General features: G+C 36.6%; 10 protein-coding genes. 6 read left to right on the plus strand and 4 right to left on the minus strand.

Annotated elements, in window-relative coordinates:
- Positions 1-623: 623 nt before the first annotated feature.
- The gene (chlG, locus tag F6K15_RS25055; protein WP_293065852.1) at positions 624-1,616 is read right to left on the minus strand and encodes a chlorophyll synthase ChlG; all 993 of its coding nucleotides are present in this window, start codon (positions 1,614-1,616) and stop codon (positions 624-626) included.
- 411 nt (positions 1,617-2,027) lie between these two features.
- Entirely contained in the window at positions 2,028-3,122 is a 1,095-nt protein-coding gene (locus tag F6K15_RS25060; RefSeq protein WP_293065855.1) for an ArsA family ATPase, read from the minus strand.
- 212 nt (positions 3,123-3,334) lie between these two features.
- On the opposite strand from F6K15_RS25060, the gene F6K15_RS25065 reads away from it, so the two are divergent.
- The 4 genes from F6K15_RS25065 to F6K15_RS25080 all read left to right on the plus strand — a co-directional run bounded on the left by F6K15_RS25065 (position 3,335) and on the right by F6K15_RS25080 (position 10,783).
- Positions 3,335-8,971 (plus strand): DUF6443 domain-containing protein, encoded by a 5,637-nt coding sequence (locus F6K15_RS25065; RefSeq protein ID WP_293065857.1) that lies wholly within the window; start codon positions 3,335-3,337, stop codon positions 8,969-8,971.
- Positions 8,972-8,981: 10 nt separating this feature from the next.
- Entirely contained in the window at positions 8,982-9,290 is a 309-nt protein-coding gene (locus F6K15_RS25070; protein ID WP_293065860.1) for a hypothetical protein, read from the plus strand.
- A 157-nt stretch (positions 9,291-9,447) separates the two neighbouring features.
- Entirely contained in the window at positions 9,448-10,092 is a 645-nt protein-coding gene (locus F6K15_RS25075; RefSeq protein WP_293065862.1) for a tail fiber protein, read from the plus strand.
- A 319-nt stretch (positions 10,093-10,411) separates the two neighbouring features.
- Positions 10,412-10,783: an endonuclease domain-containing protein gene (locus tag F6K15_RS25080; RefSeq protein ID WP_293065864.1), complete on the plus strand. Its 372-nt coding sequence runs from the start codon at positions 10,412-10,414 to the stop codon at positions 10,781-10,783.
- 427 nt (positions 10,784-11,210) lie between these two features.
- Here the strand turns inward: F6K15_RS25080 and F6K15_RS25085 are convergent, their stop codons facing one another.
- Positions 11,211-12,464 (minus strand): hypothetical protein, encoded by a 1,254-nt coding sequence (locus F6K15_RS25085; protein WP_293065867.1) that lies wholly within the window; start codon positions 12,462-12,464, stop codon positions 11,211-11,213.
- A gap of 1,279 nt (positions 12,465-13,743) precedes the next feature.
- On the opposite strand from F6K15_RS25085, the gene F6K15_RS25090 reads away from it, so the two are divergent.
- Complete coding sequence (locus F6K15_RS25090; protein ID WP_293065907.1) at positions 13,744-14,157, plus strand: MAPEG family protein; 414 nt, start codon at positions 13,744-13,746, stop codon at positions 14,155-14,157.
- Between the two features lie 77 nt (positions 14,158-14,234).
- On the plus strand, positions 14,235-14,399 hold the full coding sequence (locus tag F6K15_RS25095; protein WP_293065870.1) for a hypothetical protein: 165 nt from the start codon (positions 14,235-14,237) through the stop codon (positions 14,397-14,399).
- A gap of 527 nt (positions 14,400-14,926) precedes the next feature.
- On the opposite strand, the gene tsaB is transcribed toward F6K15_RS25095, so the two are convergent.
- Positions 14,927-15,568 carry a tRNA (adenosine(37)-N6)-threonylcarbamoyltransferase complex dimerization subunit type 1 TsaB gene (gene tsaB / locus F6K15_RS25100; RefSeq protein WP_293065873.1) on the minus strand — a complete coding sequence of 214 codons (642 nt, stop codon included), beginning with the start codon at positions 15,566-15,568 and terminating at the stop codon, positions 14,927-14,929.
- Positions 15,569-15,701 lie beyond the last annotated feature (133 nt).

A 15,701-nucleotide genomic window follows, 5' to 3' on the forward strand; every position in this document is an offset into this window, starting at 1 on the left:
AGTAAGTTTTCTAATTCTAAGAGTTCTTCATCTTACCGCAAAAGTTGCAATGCTTGTCTGACAGTTGCTTCTTCTGCTCCTCCTTTTAGAATAGGAACAAAAGGCGTTCAACAATTAATAATGAATAATGAATAATTAATAATTGTTGAACATATCTTAATTGCATTTCATTGAGAACCAGAAATTCTCCATGTTCTTGACTAGAAACACTGAGCAAAACATCCCCTTCTCGACTTACCCACTGGAAGTCTGAATAAATTATTTCTTCAACAGTAATATTGGTAATTTATGTTACCGAAAAATTTAGCCTGAAGCTGACTCTTTTAAGGGGATAAAAAACTGATAACTGATAACTGATAACTGAAATGACCCATTCTACCCAACGACTGGGGGCAATTCCAATGAGACGTTTACTACTAATATCGACTTTTCTTGTTTTTTTTGTCATTGGATGAAATTTATTTTATTATATCTGTTAAAAGTAGGGACGTTGCATGCAACGTCCTTACAGTAGGGAGTAGGAAAAAATAATTGATTTGATTTTGAATTTTTGGAGATGTCTATTAGAAAATTTTTAGCCTTCTTCCTTACTGATAACTGATAACTGATAACTGATAACTGAATTAAACTCCTGCATGACCTAGAGCTAAACCAGTAATTAACATACCTAATACTAAAAAAGGTTGGGCACTTGCTTGATATTTCACATCATTTTCTAGAGGATTTCTGAGAAAATACATATCTTGAAAAGTAATCTGAGGAATTACCATAAATAGCAAAATTACAGCATACAAATTTTCTTGAATACTAATTAAATAAGCTGCTACTCCAGCTTGAAAAATATCAATCATTAATACACAAATCCAAGCTGCCGTACCAATGCCAAACATAACTGGTAATGATTTTAAACCCAACTTTTCATCTCCTTCCACACTCTTAAAATCATTAACTACTGCAATTCCTAATCCAGCAAAACTATAAAACAAAGTCAGAATTACAATTGTCAAATTTAGCTCTCCAAATAAAGCATGACCAGTCCACCAAGGCAAAGCAATATAACTAGAACCTAAAGCATAATTTCCTAACCAACCATTTTGTTTTAATTTTAGTGGCGGTGCTGAATAAATATAAGCTAAAAATGCTCCGAACAAACACAATAAAGTAATAATTGGAAAATCGTGACCAGCAGACAAATCTAGGAGATATGATAAACCAACTCCTGCTAGTAACAAAACAACAATTTGAGTCACAACTTGAGGAATAGAAATTGCACCAGAAGGAATAGGTCGATAAGGTTCATTAATAGCGTCTATTTCCCGGTCATAAAAATCATTTAAAGTCTGTGTATAACCAGCCATCAAAGGTCCTGCTAATAACATACAGGCAGCAGACATCAACACATTTTCTAGATTCCAACTATAATTTCCTGAAGATGCAGCACCACACACTACTCCCCATATTAAAGGAATCCAAGTTATCGGTTTCATTAATTGCAGGCGGATTTTCCAAATGTTAGTTTCTCCACCTGCAGCACCTTTCATTCCTAATAATTGTCTGGTTTTAGCAGTACTATTTTCAACTTTTTCTTGTTCTGTTTTTTGTTCTTGATTAGTCATTTTTAATGTGATTATTTTGATTAGTAAAAGTAATTTATATTAAGCATTCAGGTATTAGCTATTACTTTCTTCTAGATTTAGTAGATATAGTAGGGTGCGTTAATGAAATGTAACGCACCTAGCTCTCCTAAATACTAACTAAATACTGGTTTATTACCCTAATTTAATGGTTGATATGGCAAATTTTAGTTCATAAACTTGGTTCCTGCTATAGGTTGTAATATTTTATCGTAGGGTTTGGTTTCCCAACCCCAAGCTAAATTAATTGTGTGATTAATATCTCTGAAAATTGCTATAAATTTTTGACCAAAGTAAAAAAACAGTTAATTCAATTCTTCTAATTGTAGTTTCTCCCCAACCCACCCCCACCCCTCCCAGGAGGGGAGCTAGGAGGGGTGGGTCCTACTCCCTTCAAAAAGAAATAATCAAATAATCATTTTGGAACTTTGCACCAGTGACAGGTTTTCCGCTCAGAGGAGGTGGAAGGAAAATATTTCTTCTCTGGTCTCCCGCTTCAATAGTTACTTCTGGCCCATTAGTAGTAAGTCCAATTTGTTTTTTATCAAAACTAGGCAAAAATAAACTAACTTGACTTTTTTGAATATCTATGGTAATAGGCTTAGGTGCCTTAACTGCTTGACTAAAATCTGGCAGAGCATCCATTACAGGTTGCCAATCTTCAGTAGAACGACGGGGAATAGGAGTTACAGATAGTGGTGCAAATTCATCAGTAATATTATCCGCTAAATCTGCTTGATTGAGAATTACTCCCCCTACAGTAAGATTAACTTGTTGGGCACTTCCCCATAAATATTTTGCTGTGGCGATCGCTGCCCGATCATCTGTAGTAACCAAAAATGCTGCCACCCTATTTGGGTCAGCTATAGTAGCTTTAGCATTATCTAATAGTTCATTGATTTTTTCTGTTGGTTGAGAAAAGTTATCCCCAGTCCAATCAACATTTAGAATAGCACTACTAATAGGTTGAACAAATGGAGACATAGCTTTGTAGAGGTCTGAGTCGAGAATAACTTGACGGAAGCGACGAATATACCAACTCATAATTTCCGCAGAACCCAAAAGTCGTAAAGTCTCTTTATCTCCGGTGCCATCGTAAATAATTACATCATATTCCCCACTAGCACTATATCCCCGCATAACATTAATAGTCAGAATTCCTTCTACTCCTGGTAATACTCCCAATTCTTGACCATATACCTTTTTAAAGAAGGGTGTACGGATATATTCAGCTTCTAGTTTTTTCAGTTCTTCCCAACCGCTTTCTAGTAAACTTGCTGCCTGAATATTGACTGCTTTGAGATTAGAATCTATTTCTGTAGGTTCTGGGCCAATATTAGCACCTAATAACAAGGATAATGTTGGAGTTGGTTCTTGTCCGACAAATAAGACTCGTTTACCAAGGCTTGCGTATCGTTTGGCAGTGGCAAATGCGATAGTAGTTCGACCCGTGCCACCTTTACCCAAAAATGTATAAGTAACAGTCATTTTAGTTATTAGTTATCAGTTATTTAGTTCAGGACTTACCCAAAACATATAATTGTACACCGTATGTAGGTGCAAACGGCAGTTTGTTTTTATTTGATTAGGAAAAAAAATTTATTTTTGAGTTTCGTAATAAATTTATAGCAATGATCGTCTTATTTAAGTAGGAAAAAAATTCTGCTTGACAAACTTTTTGGACTTTGGACAAATTTATTATGGTTTCTAGTAATTATTCTCCAAGTACCTTATCTCAACTTCCTGCTATCCAAACGTTTCAGATGGATGGCGGAGGTATCGGAAATATTCCTAATGCAGTTAATCTCTTTCGAGGTGATGTTAACCTTCCTTTAGAGTTAATATCACTTCCTGGTAGAGGCGATCTAGATGTGAAAGTCGTCATTATCTACCAGAGTAATATTCAAAATCTAGTGGACACCTGGAATTTGGAAGCACCGACGGGTATTCTCGGATTGGGATGGAGTATGCCATACGAGATGATTGCTATTGACAACAGAAATACAGGTGCTATCTATGATAACCGATATTATCTTGTTTCTGGTGGTTCGGCTAATCGGTTGTATCAAGATGGAACAACTCAAGATGGTGCATGGAATTTTGAAACGGAAGACTATAAACCTTGGGATATTCGCTATTACCGAGATGAAGAAAAATGGGTGATTATTAAGGAAAATGGAATCAAGCAAATTTATGGTGGGAAGACTGATAATTTCCCAGAAAATAATCCATATATTCAATGGGGAGTAAAATGGGGTGGCAGGAATGGTAACTGGATTGATAGCACTACGAATATATCAGGACAAGAACCTTTTGCACTAGGTTGGAATTTAGCAGAAATCGAAAATATTTGGGGAGAAAAAGTTACTTTTAGCTATGAATTAGTTGATTCAAAACAAATTGGCAGTGGCGGTTATGAATATACCCAAGCTCCTTACTTAACAAAAATTACTGCTTTAGATGGACGTACTATTACTTTTAACTATGAAGATAAACAGTATGATAACCAAATAAGAGAATATCAAATTCCCCATGAACCTAGCGGAAATGTTTATGCTTATCAGGATAGATATGAAACGAGGTTTCTTAGCTCTATTGAAGTGAAAGAAGAATCTAATTCACTATTATTTTCTCTTCAGTTTGATTATGAATTTAATAATGTTTCTTTGAATGATTTTAATGACCCAGATTTCTATAAACGTTATCTCACGAGAATAACTCAGAAAAATCCAGAGGGAGAGTCTTTACCGGGTTATAAATTTGAATATGAAACCCAGGAAATAAATAACAATATCCATCGTGGTGCATTAAAGAATATTACTTATCCTGCGGGTGGTATAGCTACTTTGAATTATGAAAAAAAGAATCTAGTCGGGACTTCTCACACAACGACTATTTATGGGGAAGGTATTCCTCGTGTTTGGTTTGGAAATGATTATGTTGTAGTTACTTATTATGATGATAGTCTGGGAAATTTAGATGTTAAAGTCTATAGTTGGAATGGTAATTGGATAGATGATTCACCAAGCACAGGAGGGTTTAATTTTCAGCTAGATATTGATAGTTTGCAGGTAGTAACTCAAGCAGATTTCTTTGCCCTGAGTTTTAAGCAAACAAATCAAAATTTGATGAATGTTTTTTTATTTCATCAAGAGATGGGACGTTTTGGGGAATGGACTTATGAAAATTACTCTTTAGATTTAGCTGCAAGTGATGTTCAAACACACCTTGCTGTTGGTAATAATTTTGTGGTTTTCTGTGCTTCTGGTACGACACAATTAGGCCGATATGTTTGGAATCAGCAGTTAAAAAGGTGGGAGGATCAAAGTATAACTATAAATCAAGGGAATTATAGTTTAGCTGCTTTCGATAATTATTTCACTATCAGTATCTATGATGTTGCTTCTAAAAACTGTGAACTGGTGCTATATTACCAAGATGAAATTTACAAATATTGGACTAGAAAAGAAATTGCTACTATCAGTTCAGTTGAAAAAGATGATGAAGATAATCCCTATTTTAATTGGAGTTTAGGTAATAGTTCTGCTACAGCAACTTTTATTAAATCCTTTGATACTAATATTGATTATGAAGTGCAAATCTATAGATGGGATGCTGAGTTTAATATCGGTTCTCCTGTAACTAATTACTACGATGTACCTCAAGAGACAGAAGAACCTTTTTTCTCTTCTATTACTACAGGTAGTTTAGTAGGAAATATTGGTAATCTCTGGCGATACAATGGCAGCGATTGGATAGATAGTAATCTGAATGTTTCTAGTAGTGGGGATGAAGTAACTAAATTTGGTTATGGTTCGGATTTAGCGATCGCTTCAAATTCTAATTCTACTGATATAAAAGCATACAATCCTTACGATAATCAGTGGGAATACCCTAGTATAAATGGTTCTTGGTCAAAAAATGAGTATCAACCAACTGTTAATGGTAATTTTGTAACAATTGGAAATGGTATATTTTACAAAGATAATCAAGGATCGCTAAATCAAGATACACAATCAATTTCATCAGGAGTTAAACCTGAAAGTATCATTAACCGCGCACCTTCTTATATCGCTTATGAGATGGATAATGGAGACACTCAGATATTGTTATTAAAAAATGGCAAAGTTGTTGATACTAAATATCTTACGGCGGAAAGAATCTATGTTGATGATGAAAATAGTAAGGGTAAATCTGGAACAATATTAGCTGGATTTAATGCTTTTGTTACTTACAGAAGTGATGATTTTGAGCAAGCTTCTAGCTTGAATTTATATTATGTTTCTAATCAATCAATTCAAGGCAACGTTACTGCTTTTCCGGTTGTTCAAGTAACTATTAATGATGGATATCAAGAAGTTCAGACTAACTATGATTATGATACAAGTAAGATAGTTATTAGTGTTCAAGGAATTGTTACTGAATATTCTCAGGTTACGGTAATTCAAGGTAGTGACAATTCACAATCGACTCCTTTTGGAAAGACTGAATATTACTTCTTTAATGGACTTTCAAGAGCAGTTTTAGGATTCAAGGAAGAGGATTTTCCAGGAAATTCTGAATATTACTATAGCTTGTTACATGGTTATCTGCATCAACAAAAAGTTTATAATTCCACAGGTGATGAGCTAAGTTCTCAAACTATTGAGTATGAAGTAATAACCCGAAGAAAGCTATTAGGAGAGTCAAGTGAAGTTGATTTGTACGGGTTTTATGCCCAACAAAAACAGGAAGAAAGTATTATCTATGGTCAAGAAATTAGCGGCACAAATTCTAATGAAAATGCCTCCTATGTGGGAGTTAAACAACAGGTTGAATATGAATATGACTCAGCAACGGGATTCTTAAAAACACAGACAACTAAGAATTACAACAGTTTAGGCGAAGAGGATACACTGATACAAACTTCTGTTTATGGTTGGGAAAAATATGATGGATTGAGGCAACAAAATATCTTGACTCCTGTTGTGCAAACTATTAACCAAACTAATGATAAAACAACCGCTATTGCTGTTTCTACTTGGAAAGATTGGGGAGAGGAAAAATGGGGTTTATACAGAACTTATCAAGGACTTAATGAAAATGCTGTTTTTGAACAATGGGATAATTCAAATGAACCCAATACAACAGATTGGTTGAAGGTTTCAGAAGTAATTTCTCGGACTTCAAATGGAGTAGAACAAGATTCAATTGATGTGAATGGAGTTCACAGTTCAGTTATTTTAGATAACCAGCAATTTTATCCTATTGCTCAGTTTGGTAATGCCACTTTTGAAGAAGCAACCTATACAGGTTTTGAAGCTTACGAAAATCTCAGTGATTGGAGTATAAATCAGGGGAATATAACTGATTTAATTATCACGGGAGATGCTCATACAGGAGTTGCTAGTTTGCAACTTAATCCTAACATTACTCTTTCTAAAAAAACACATCTGACAATAACAAATACTCAGCAAAGTTATATTATTTCTGCTTGGTTTAAAACAGAAACAGGTTTTGAAACAGATGGTGGTAAAGCTGAAGTAAAACTACAATTTTACAGCAATAATGAGCCTGTAGGAAATCTTGTTGTTGTAGACATTGAAGCAACTGACAGCGAGTGGAAATATTGGCAGTCTGTAATTAGTCCTAATCAAATTCAAGGGGCAAGTTTAGAATTAGAAATATCAAATCAAAAAACATCAAAATATCTTTTAATTGATGATATTTGCTTTATTCCTTTGATCGGTAGTTTCCAAGGAAATGTCTATGAACCTAAGTACAAAATTGTCAGCGCGCAACTTGGAAATAGTGGCGATACCATCCGTAATTTCCATGACTCTTTTCAACGAAAAGTAGCAGAAATTGGCATTGCTGAAACAGTTAGTGCGGTTACGACATCTTATTTGACTAGACAAGAAAATGATGATGAAAATTATGTCTTTTCTCAAAATAAACCTAATAGTGTTCTGACTATTGGTGCCGCAGGAGGAGGAGTCTATGCTAACTTTATTAATGGTGAACAATGGCGGCAAGATTGGCAATCTACCTCCGGAGGGGACAACCCACCCCTAACTCCTCCCAGGAGGGGAACAGTCAACCCACCCCTAACCCCTCCCAGGAGGGGAACAGTCAACCCACCCCTAACTCCTCCCAGGAGGGGAACAGGAGGGGAAAACCCACCCCTAACCCCTCCCAGGAGGGGAACTGGAGGGGAAAACCCACCCCTAACCCCTCCCAGGAGGGGAACTGGAGGGGAACAGGAGGGGAATAATTGGGAGGTAGAAAATAATGCTTTGGTTCATACAGGAAATACCTTAGACACCATTACTTATCAATCTACTGCATCCTTTAGTAACTATGGAGTCAGGTTGTCAGTTCATCCTAGCAAGACACCAGAACAACCTTTAGGTATTCGCATTGGTAGTCAATTAACTGTAACTTGGACGCAAAATCAAGGTTGGACTCTAACCCTGAATGGTACCGCTTCCGAAGTTCCTAATACAGGTTCAATTCCCCATGAATGGTTATTAGTCGCTGCCAATAATACCGTTTTATTCTATGCTGACGGTAAACAAATATTTGCTGAGACAATAACAGATAATATTACCGGAGCGGTAGAAATATTCACTGCGGATGAAGTAGCTTTTGCCAATATCGTTACCTTTAAAAATCCTCAAATTGCGATTACCTACAGTGATGGTGCTGGGAAAGAAAAGCAAACTCAAGCATTAGAAGGAAGCAACTGTCTAGTAACAGAAATCGTTTATGACACTTTAAGTCGTCAGGCGATCGCTACTAAAGCAGCAAAATTTGATAATACTTTCTTCGGTTATCGAACATCATTCGTTGAGAGTATTGATTGGGAGTCAGGAGAATTAACAGGAGAAGTTGCGAATTATTATCCTGATGATGAAGGTTATCCCTACAGCAGGACAGTATATGAAGCATCGCCCTTGAGTCGTCCGATACAGCAAGGAATACCAGGCAAAGCATTTGCTATCGGCAATGGTAACACCCATATTGTTAGCAAGGAATATGGCACAAATACAGAAGGATTTTTTGCAGAAGATTCTTATCCATCAGGAGAATATTTAGTCGAAAAGCTAACAGATGCAGACGGAACACCTGTTTATACTCTCACAGATAAATTAGGACGTACTTTAGCCAAAAAAACAGGTCCCATTGAAGCAGGAAGCGATGTTTATCAAACCACTCGCAGTATATATGATGATGCAGGAAATGTAGTAAAAGTCTTACTTCCTAATCAGTTTGTACCACCCGAAGATTCACAACCGAACGCTTGGGAAATCATAATGCAGTACGATTTCCTCATATATCTACGATCGCGCAGGTAATCCTCGATTTATGGTAGATGCAGTAGCGTTAACATCTCAGATAATCTTCTATAAAAAGTATGATATCGTCGGACGTTTAACTGAAGAAGGTTGGTTTACCGGAGATTGGGACGATGGAACCGAACTACAAGAAAAAGCAGATACCGATCCCAACTATCCCGAACAAACATCTTGGCGCAAACGCTATATTTTTGATGGAGATGGCTCAAACCCTTATTTAATTAGCCGTTTGTGGAAAATATTCAGTAGTAATCAAGGGGATGGTAACACCGACGTCGAATCCTTGAATGGGAAGCGAAATATCAAATCTACACTTTAAGCAGACAAAGGAGAATCTGAAATTATGAAAATTCGCAATCAAAAGCGATCGATCCGACCCCCATAACAGGAAATATCAAACCCTTATTTCTTGTCCAAGGAAATTGGATCGAACAATCAAGTAAACACTGAAACTAAAGAACATCTTTACTTTACTTATGAACAAAAAACGTATTTTTGGCGCAGCGATCGCCATACTTCTCGCTGTTACTCTCATCTTCGGTACACAAGTTAATTCTGCTAGTGCTGGTGAAGTCCCTATTGGAACAATAACTGCCTACGGAGGCTTGGTTGACGGTAGCGCCAAAGGACAATTAGAAGGTCAAGGTTGGCTTGTCTGCGATGGCGATGCATATTTAAGGGATGAATATTCAGAACTGTATCAAATCATAGGTGGTTCTTTTGGAACTGGTGATAATGTCACAACCTTCAATGTACCCGATTTGCGAGGACGCTTTGTCCGAGGCGTAGATCATGGAGCAGGACAAGATCCAGATGCTGAAGGCCGTACAGAGTCCGCTCCAGGTTCAAATACTGGCGATAAGGTTGGTTCGTACCAGGAGGATGCGGTGGGACCGCATACGCACCCACTCCCGTTTAGCGATAGGAACCAAAGTAAGGGCAATAGTGGCGGTCGTCAAGGAGTGTATGACGAGGAAGGTGATTTATCGACAGAGTCATCCGGTGGAGATGAGACTCGCCCCAAGAATATCTATGTCAATTGGATTATCAAAGCTAAGGATGTGAACTCAAGTCAGGAAAGAGGGCAATCACTAAAAGGATTTGAGGTAATTCTGAAGTAAGGAAATAAGGCGATCGCTCTCTCTAACGGTCAGGCGATCGCGCTCGGTGGGCGAATACCATTCGCCCCTACATGACACCTAATTCTGAAGTGAGGAAATAGGGCGATCGCTCTTTCTAATTGGAAGGCGATCGCTCCCCCCTCTTATTCCCTTTAAGTTCCCCTCTTATTCCCCTCCTGGGAGGGGCTAGGGGTGGGTTTGGTTGGCTGGGTTAGGCTAGGGGTGGGTTAGATTTAGGGGTATTTGCTTAGAGGTTAGTTTGGCTAGGGGTTGGGTTAAGTGTGTTAGAGTAGGACTCAAAAAAAGCGTTACCATTCTTATGGCAGTTAAAATTATTCCCTACAATCCAATATTAAAAGAAAGAGCCAGAGAACTTCGCAAAAACATGACCCCTGGAGAAGCAACTCTTTGGAAACACCTTAAAGGAAAGCAAATGTGTGGCCATGACTTCGATCGCCAACGTCCCATTGATCGATTTATCGTTGACTTTTATTGCAAAAAGCTGATGCTGGCCATTGAAATTGACGGTTCTTCCCATGATAGTCCTGAAGCACAACAACGGGATGCAGAAAGACAAGGGCGTTTGGAGTCCTTGGGAGTGCGATTTTTGCGGTTTCAGGAAGAAGAAGTTTGTGGTGAGGTGGAGGGAGTTTTGGGGGTGATTGAGGATTGGATTAAGACTCACTCCTAGCGCAACCTAGCCAACCTAACCCACCCCTAACCCCTCCCAGGAGGGGAATTAGAGGGGAACTGGAGGGGGACTGGAGGGATACCTAACCCACCCCTCGCCCCTCCCCCTCCCAGGAGGGGAATTAGAGGGGAACTGGAATCAGCAGGGGGGGACCTAACCCACCCCTCGCCCCTCCCCCTCCCAGGAGGGGAATTAGAGGCGGACTGGAATCAGCAGGGGGGACCTAACCCACCCCTCGCCCCTCCCCCTCCCAAGAGGGGAATTAGAGGCGGACTGGAATCAGCAGGGGGGACCTAACCCACCCCTCGCCCCTCCCCCTCCCAGGAGGGGAATTAGAGGCGGACTGGAATCAGCAGGGGAAATGGGAACTAGAATTAATCAAATGAATTACTATAATTTTAATATTGGAAGCAGGCAGAATAAATCATTAAAAACAGCATCGGTTTATCCCTCCTAAGTTAGTGCTAAAAGCAACATTAAGAGTTTCCATTGACTTTACTAACCACCAAACTTTACCAGTGGTAGCTCCTTGATAATGATTAAACAGAATAGAAAATTTTTGTTCTAAATAAGGTTTAGCTTGGTGACAAAATAGTACAATCTTCAACAACATTCCAATTACTATTGTTGCTCCAAGATTATTAATCAAGTCATAAAAAATAAAATGTTTTGGTTGCTCAAGACTCTCAACAACGAGAAAATCTAACATTTTTTGGCAAGTACCTAAAATTAGAGAATCATTGGGTTTTTGAGTATTATTATCAGACCAAGTATTTTGTAATTTATGATATAATTTACGATTAAATTGACGTTTACTATAACCAGGATCGATTGTATCAGTTAAGTATTCATATAGCCCATCTTTAAAATTACGATAAGAACAAGTTAAATCACAATAAGTTTTAAACTGTTGAGCTTGGTCTCGTAGTGTTTGGCGGTCATAAATTTTTGTTGTAAAATACTTAATTGCTTGATTCAATTCTTCGTCTCTCATTAAAGTAGGATTTTCAACAGAATTGCTTTTCCTGCGCAATTTTTGATAAGTGATATATTTAGATAAATTTATTTCATATTTTTGCTGTTTTTTTAGCCTCATCATTTTAATTTCTTGTTGCTCTTCATCGGTACTCTCATCATTGAGAAAACAATGTTCATATAGATATGGATATCGATCGATTAATTTTTCTAACTTCCGGTCTACAATTTTTGTATTTTCTTGAGTTTCCCTGATAAACATCTTAGCCAAACGTTGTAAGGCAATATATTTTTCAGTTTCAGTAAAACTGCGAATTAAAGTGCGTACACGTTTAGAAGTCCAACAAGAGGGTAGTTTATTTGGTTTTTCCTGGAATATATTTACTAACTCTGGGATTGATTTCTGTAATTGTGGATTTTGTAACCAACAGTTAATCAATATATAGCAACTTCTATTGATAATGTTATGAAATTCTTCTTCATCAGGATCGGCATCAATAATTGTTTCTATTGCCTGCCATATTTCAGGGATAAAGTATCCAGAAGCATCAATAAATAGAACTCTAAAATTACCAATTGACTCTTCGGGGTTTTGTTGGCGAGCTAAGTCTTGTAAATGCTGATAAAGTCGCTGTTCTTGTTTGGCAGATTTACGATTATTATTATTATTATTATTTGATAAAGAGTTTAAATTATAATTTGACATTCTTAAAACATCCCCTATGAAATTAATTATCAGCTAATTTAACTTGCTCTTCAATAAAGTTGATTTTTGCGATGGTTGATGATTATATCTGGCTTAGTAGAATAGATATTTAAATAACAATTAAATTGGAATTTTGAACTGAGTTGTTAGACCTATACTTTTGAGATTATGATAGTAAATTGAGCTACTATAAAAATCTGCTCAATATCCGTATTTACCTGAAAATATGTGTGATGAATTAGGTAAAATGTGAAATACAGATTAAAGTTTGTAATATTCACCCTGGTTGATAACTTTTGCCTATTACAATCTTAGTACTATCTATAAACTAATTTTTATCAGCCTGATTAAGTATAAAAATTAGATGACACCCTAACTATAAATCTTACTCTATAATCACTTAATTTTATGTAAAGATTTGATGAATAATCTAAGAGTTCAGTAGATTTTTTGATGATAAGTTTACTGAGATGCTGTAAATGTAAGAGGTATTACTTGGGTATAAATACGGATAATTCATAATTAAATAATTACGACTAATACCATTTTTAAGAAATAGTAGTCTGGCAAAAGTAGTAATATTGGTCGGTACAAAATTTTTATTGTCAGGAGGTAAACTATAGGCAGAAGGAAGAATAAAGAAGGCTTTAGTTATCTAGGAGAAAAGGAAAAATCTGGAGTTGTCTAAGTTTTAAGCTTTTGATATGTCAAATACAGTAATGGCAACTGCTATGCAACAAAGTTCAATAAAGTCCAGTTCTGATAGTAACTATCATTACTACTCTTGAGTTATGGAATATCTGTTTGTGTAGCACTCCGCAGGAGAAACAACAAAATATCAATAATCAACCTTATTTCTTCTGTCCTAGATAACTAATACCAATTTGATAAATGTTTGCTACAAATAGCTAGGATATTTCTTAGGACTCAGGAGTCAGGACTCAGGAGTCAGGAGTCGTATGGGAATGGCTTTAATAACAGTTTTTAGGTAGGAATTTATCTTTTTAGTCCAAGAGATATCTCCTATAAAGTAGGGGCGTTTTGCTCCGCAACACGTAAAGCGGAGAGCTTCTAGGTTAGCAAATGGCTATTCGCCCTTACTACCCTTATTATTCGTCACATTCTTTTTTCACCCTTGGTATAGTTGCTTTGTTCCTTCTTACTTCTATTATAATATTCAGAATAAAATGGTGACGATCGCCTACTTGTCAAAAATAAACATCAAAACTATTATGTGAATAAAGTTGCCTTAATAAATAATCTTTCAAAAGCGATCGCTATGCTAGAAACACAAGGAGTTTTGTGGCCGAGTTTAATAACAGTTGTCTCTTTATTCATGTATTTTGTTGTGACTATTAATGTTGGTAGAGCTAGATCAAAATACAACATTATCCCTCCTCAAATGACTGGAGATCCAAATTTTGAACGGGTATTAAGAGTACAACAAAATACTGTAGAACAAATAATTTTATTTTTACCATCTTTGTGGCTTTTTTCTCTGTCTATTAGCCCACTATGGGGTGCTGGTATTGGCACAGTTTGGGTAGTGGGACGAATTTTATTTGCCTGGGGTTATTATCAGGCGGCGGAGAAGCGAGCTTTAGGGTTTGGTATTAGTTCTTTAGCTATTATAGCTTTATTGATAGGCGCTTTAGTCGGAATTTTACTACCCCTGTGGAAAAATATTTCATAGCTCTAATAAGTAGATAGTGGTTAACATAGTATCTATATATTTGATTTTTTTTTTCATAGATATATTAGGTTAAAATAATGTCTGAAAAACCAGTATTTAAGGTTAATCAAAAACTTTTCAAAAAATTGAATGATTGGCAAGAAAAAATGGAAGAAAAAGAAAATGCAAGAGCAGAAATAGAGCTAAAAAATGAGGCAAATCGCAAAAAGCAAAAAAACGATGATACGCAGGAAGAAAAATAGTAAGGAGTATAAGACTAATTCTTAAAAAGAATGCTATATTTTTGAGAACTTCAGTTCTTCAGAAATAAGCGAAGTTCACTAATCTTTTAAAGATATATTAGGGATTTGCAGGTAATAAAGTACCGATTATTAGTGCATAAAAAGGCCAGTAGATGTCATTGCGAAGCAGTAATAATTGTTAATTATTTTTATGTTTACTTCTCTGTAGGGATGTTGCATGCAACGTCCCTACCAATTCCCCCTCCTGGGCAGGGCTAATTCTTTGTCGTAGCGAGAATATTTACAACCCTATATTTTTTTGAGATCCTGTGCTTCCCACACTCCCCACCCCCCTCCTTTTTTCTCTGGTGACAATAAATTGACCCTGCCCCTCCTGGGAGACAAAGCTAATTCTTTGTCGTAGCGAGAATATTTATATGGATATGAAATACAAGAAATTGTGCAAATATTAAGAATCTCCCCATCTTCCCGTATCCCTATCAATTTTTCTTTAGTGACAATAAATGGACCCTGCCTCCTGGAAGAGACTAGGGGTGGGTCCTCCGCTCAAGAACGGGATGTTGTCCATAAAAAGGTAATGCTTCAGACCAATGCGATCGCTTTCCTTTTTGCCATTCTAAATTAGCTAATTCTAACAGGTTTAAAACAGATTTTCCTAAACCATTTTCAACCTTAATTAACTGATAGGAATTTTGCCAGTTTTTCAAAGTTTCTTCCCATGCTTCTGGAGTCATTAGTGTTTCTTCTAAAAGAGGATTTATACCCATTTTTTCAAGTTGATAAATAGCTGTGAATAACTGATTTCTTTGAGCTGGCATTTGTAGAGATAAATCCTGATTTTGATTCTTATATGACCAAGCTACTGCTGCTAAAGTTGAAATTGCAAATAGCGGAATATTTAACTGTTGAGCTAAAGTTCTAGCAGTTACTATTCCTATACGAGTACCAGTAAAACTTCCTGGTCCTTTAGCAACAGCAATAAAGCTTAAATCCTGCCAAGTTTGAGGTGGTATAAATTCCTGCAATTTCTGATGTAAATGAGTAGATAAGTCTCGCCCTAAATTCCAAGTTTCCCAGCGAATATCTTCAGCAAAATCAGTAATAGCTAAACCTAATTCGGGACTACTTGTATGAATTCCTAAACCGTATTTTTTATCTGTATTTGTCATTTTTTTGAAGGAAGAAGGAAGAAGGAAGAGGGAAGAAGGAAGAAGGAAGAAGGAAGAAGGAAGAAGGAAGAAGGAAGAAGGAAGAAGGAACAAAGAAAGAAGATTAACTTGATTTTTGGCTAAAATCAATTTT

Source organism: Okeania sp. SIO2B3 (assembly GCF_010672525.1).
GTDB lineage: Bacteria > Cyanobacteriota > Cyanobacteriia > Cyanobacteriales > Microcoleaceae > Okeania.

What these genes read in the sequence shown, in the direction of transcription:
- chlG (WP_293065852.1), bottom strand. Translation starts at nt 1,616, where the DNA reads ATGACTAATCAAGAACAAAAAACAGAACAAGAAAAAGTTGAAAATAGT.
- F6K15_RS25060 (WP_293065855.1), bottom strand. Translation starts at nt 3,122, where the DNA reads ATGACTGTTACTTATACATTTTTGGGTAAAGGTGGCACGGGTCGAACT.
- F6K15_RS25065 (WP_293065857.1), top strand. Translation starts at nt 3,335, where the DNA reads ATGGTTTCTAGTAATTATTCTCCAAGTACCTTATCTCAACTTCCTGCT.
- F6K15_RS25070 (WP_293065860.1), top strand. Translation starts at nt 8,982, where the DNA reads ATGGTAGATGCAGTAGCGTTAACATCTCAGATAATCTTCTATAAAAAG.
- F6K15_RS25075 (WP_293065862.1), top strand. Translation starts at nt 9,448, where the DNA reads ATGAACAAAAAACGTATTTTTGGCGCAGCGATCGCCATACTTCTCGCT.
- F6K15_RS25080 (WP_293065864.1), top strand. Translation starts at nt 10,412, where the DNA reads ATGGCAGTTAAAATTATTCCCTACAATCCAATATTAAAAGAAAGAGCC.
- F6K15_RS25085 (WP_293065867.1), bottom strand. Translation starts at nt 12,464, where the DNA reads ATGTCAAATTATAATTTAAACTCTTTATCAAATAATAATAATAATAAT.
- F6K15_RS25090 (WP_293065907.1), top strand. Translation starts at nt 13,744, where the DNA reads ATGCTAGAAACACAAGGAGTTTTGTGGCCGAGTTTAATAACAGTTGTC.
- F6K15_RS25095 (WP_293065870.1), top strand. Translation starts at nt 14,235, where the DNA reads ATGTCTGAAAAACCAGTATTTAAGGTTAATCAAAAACTTTTCAAAAAA.
- tsaB (WP_293065873.1), bottom strand. Translation starts at nt 15,568, where the DNA reads ATGACAAATACAGATAAAAAATACGGTTTAGGAATTCATACAAGTAGT.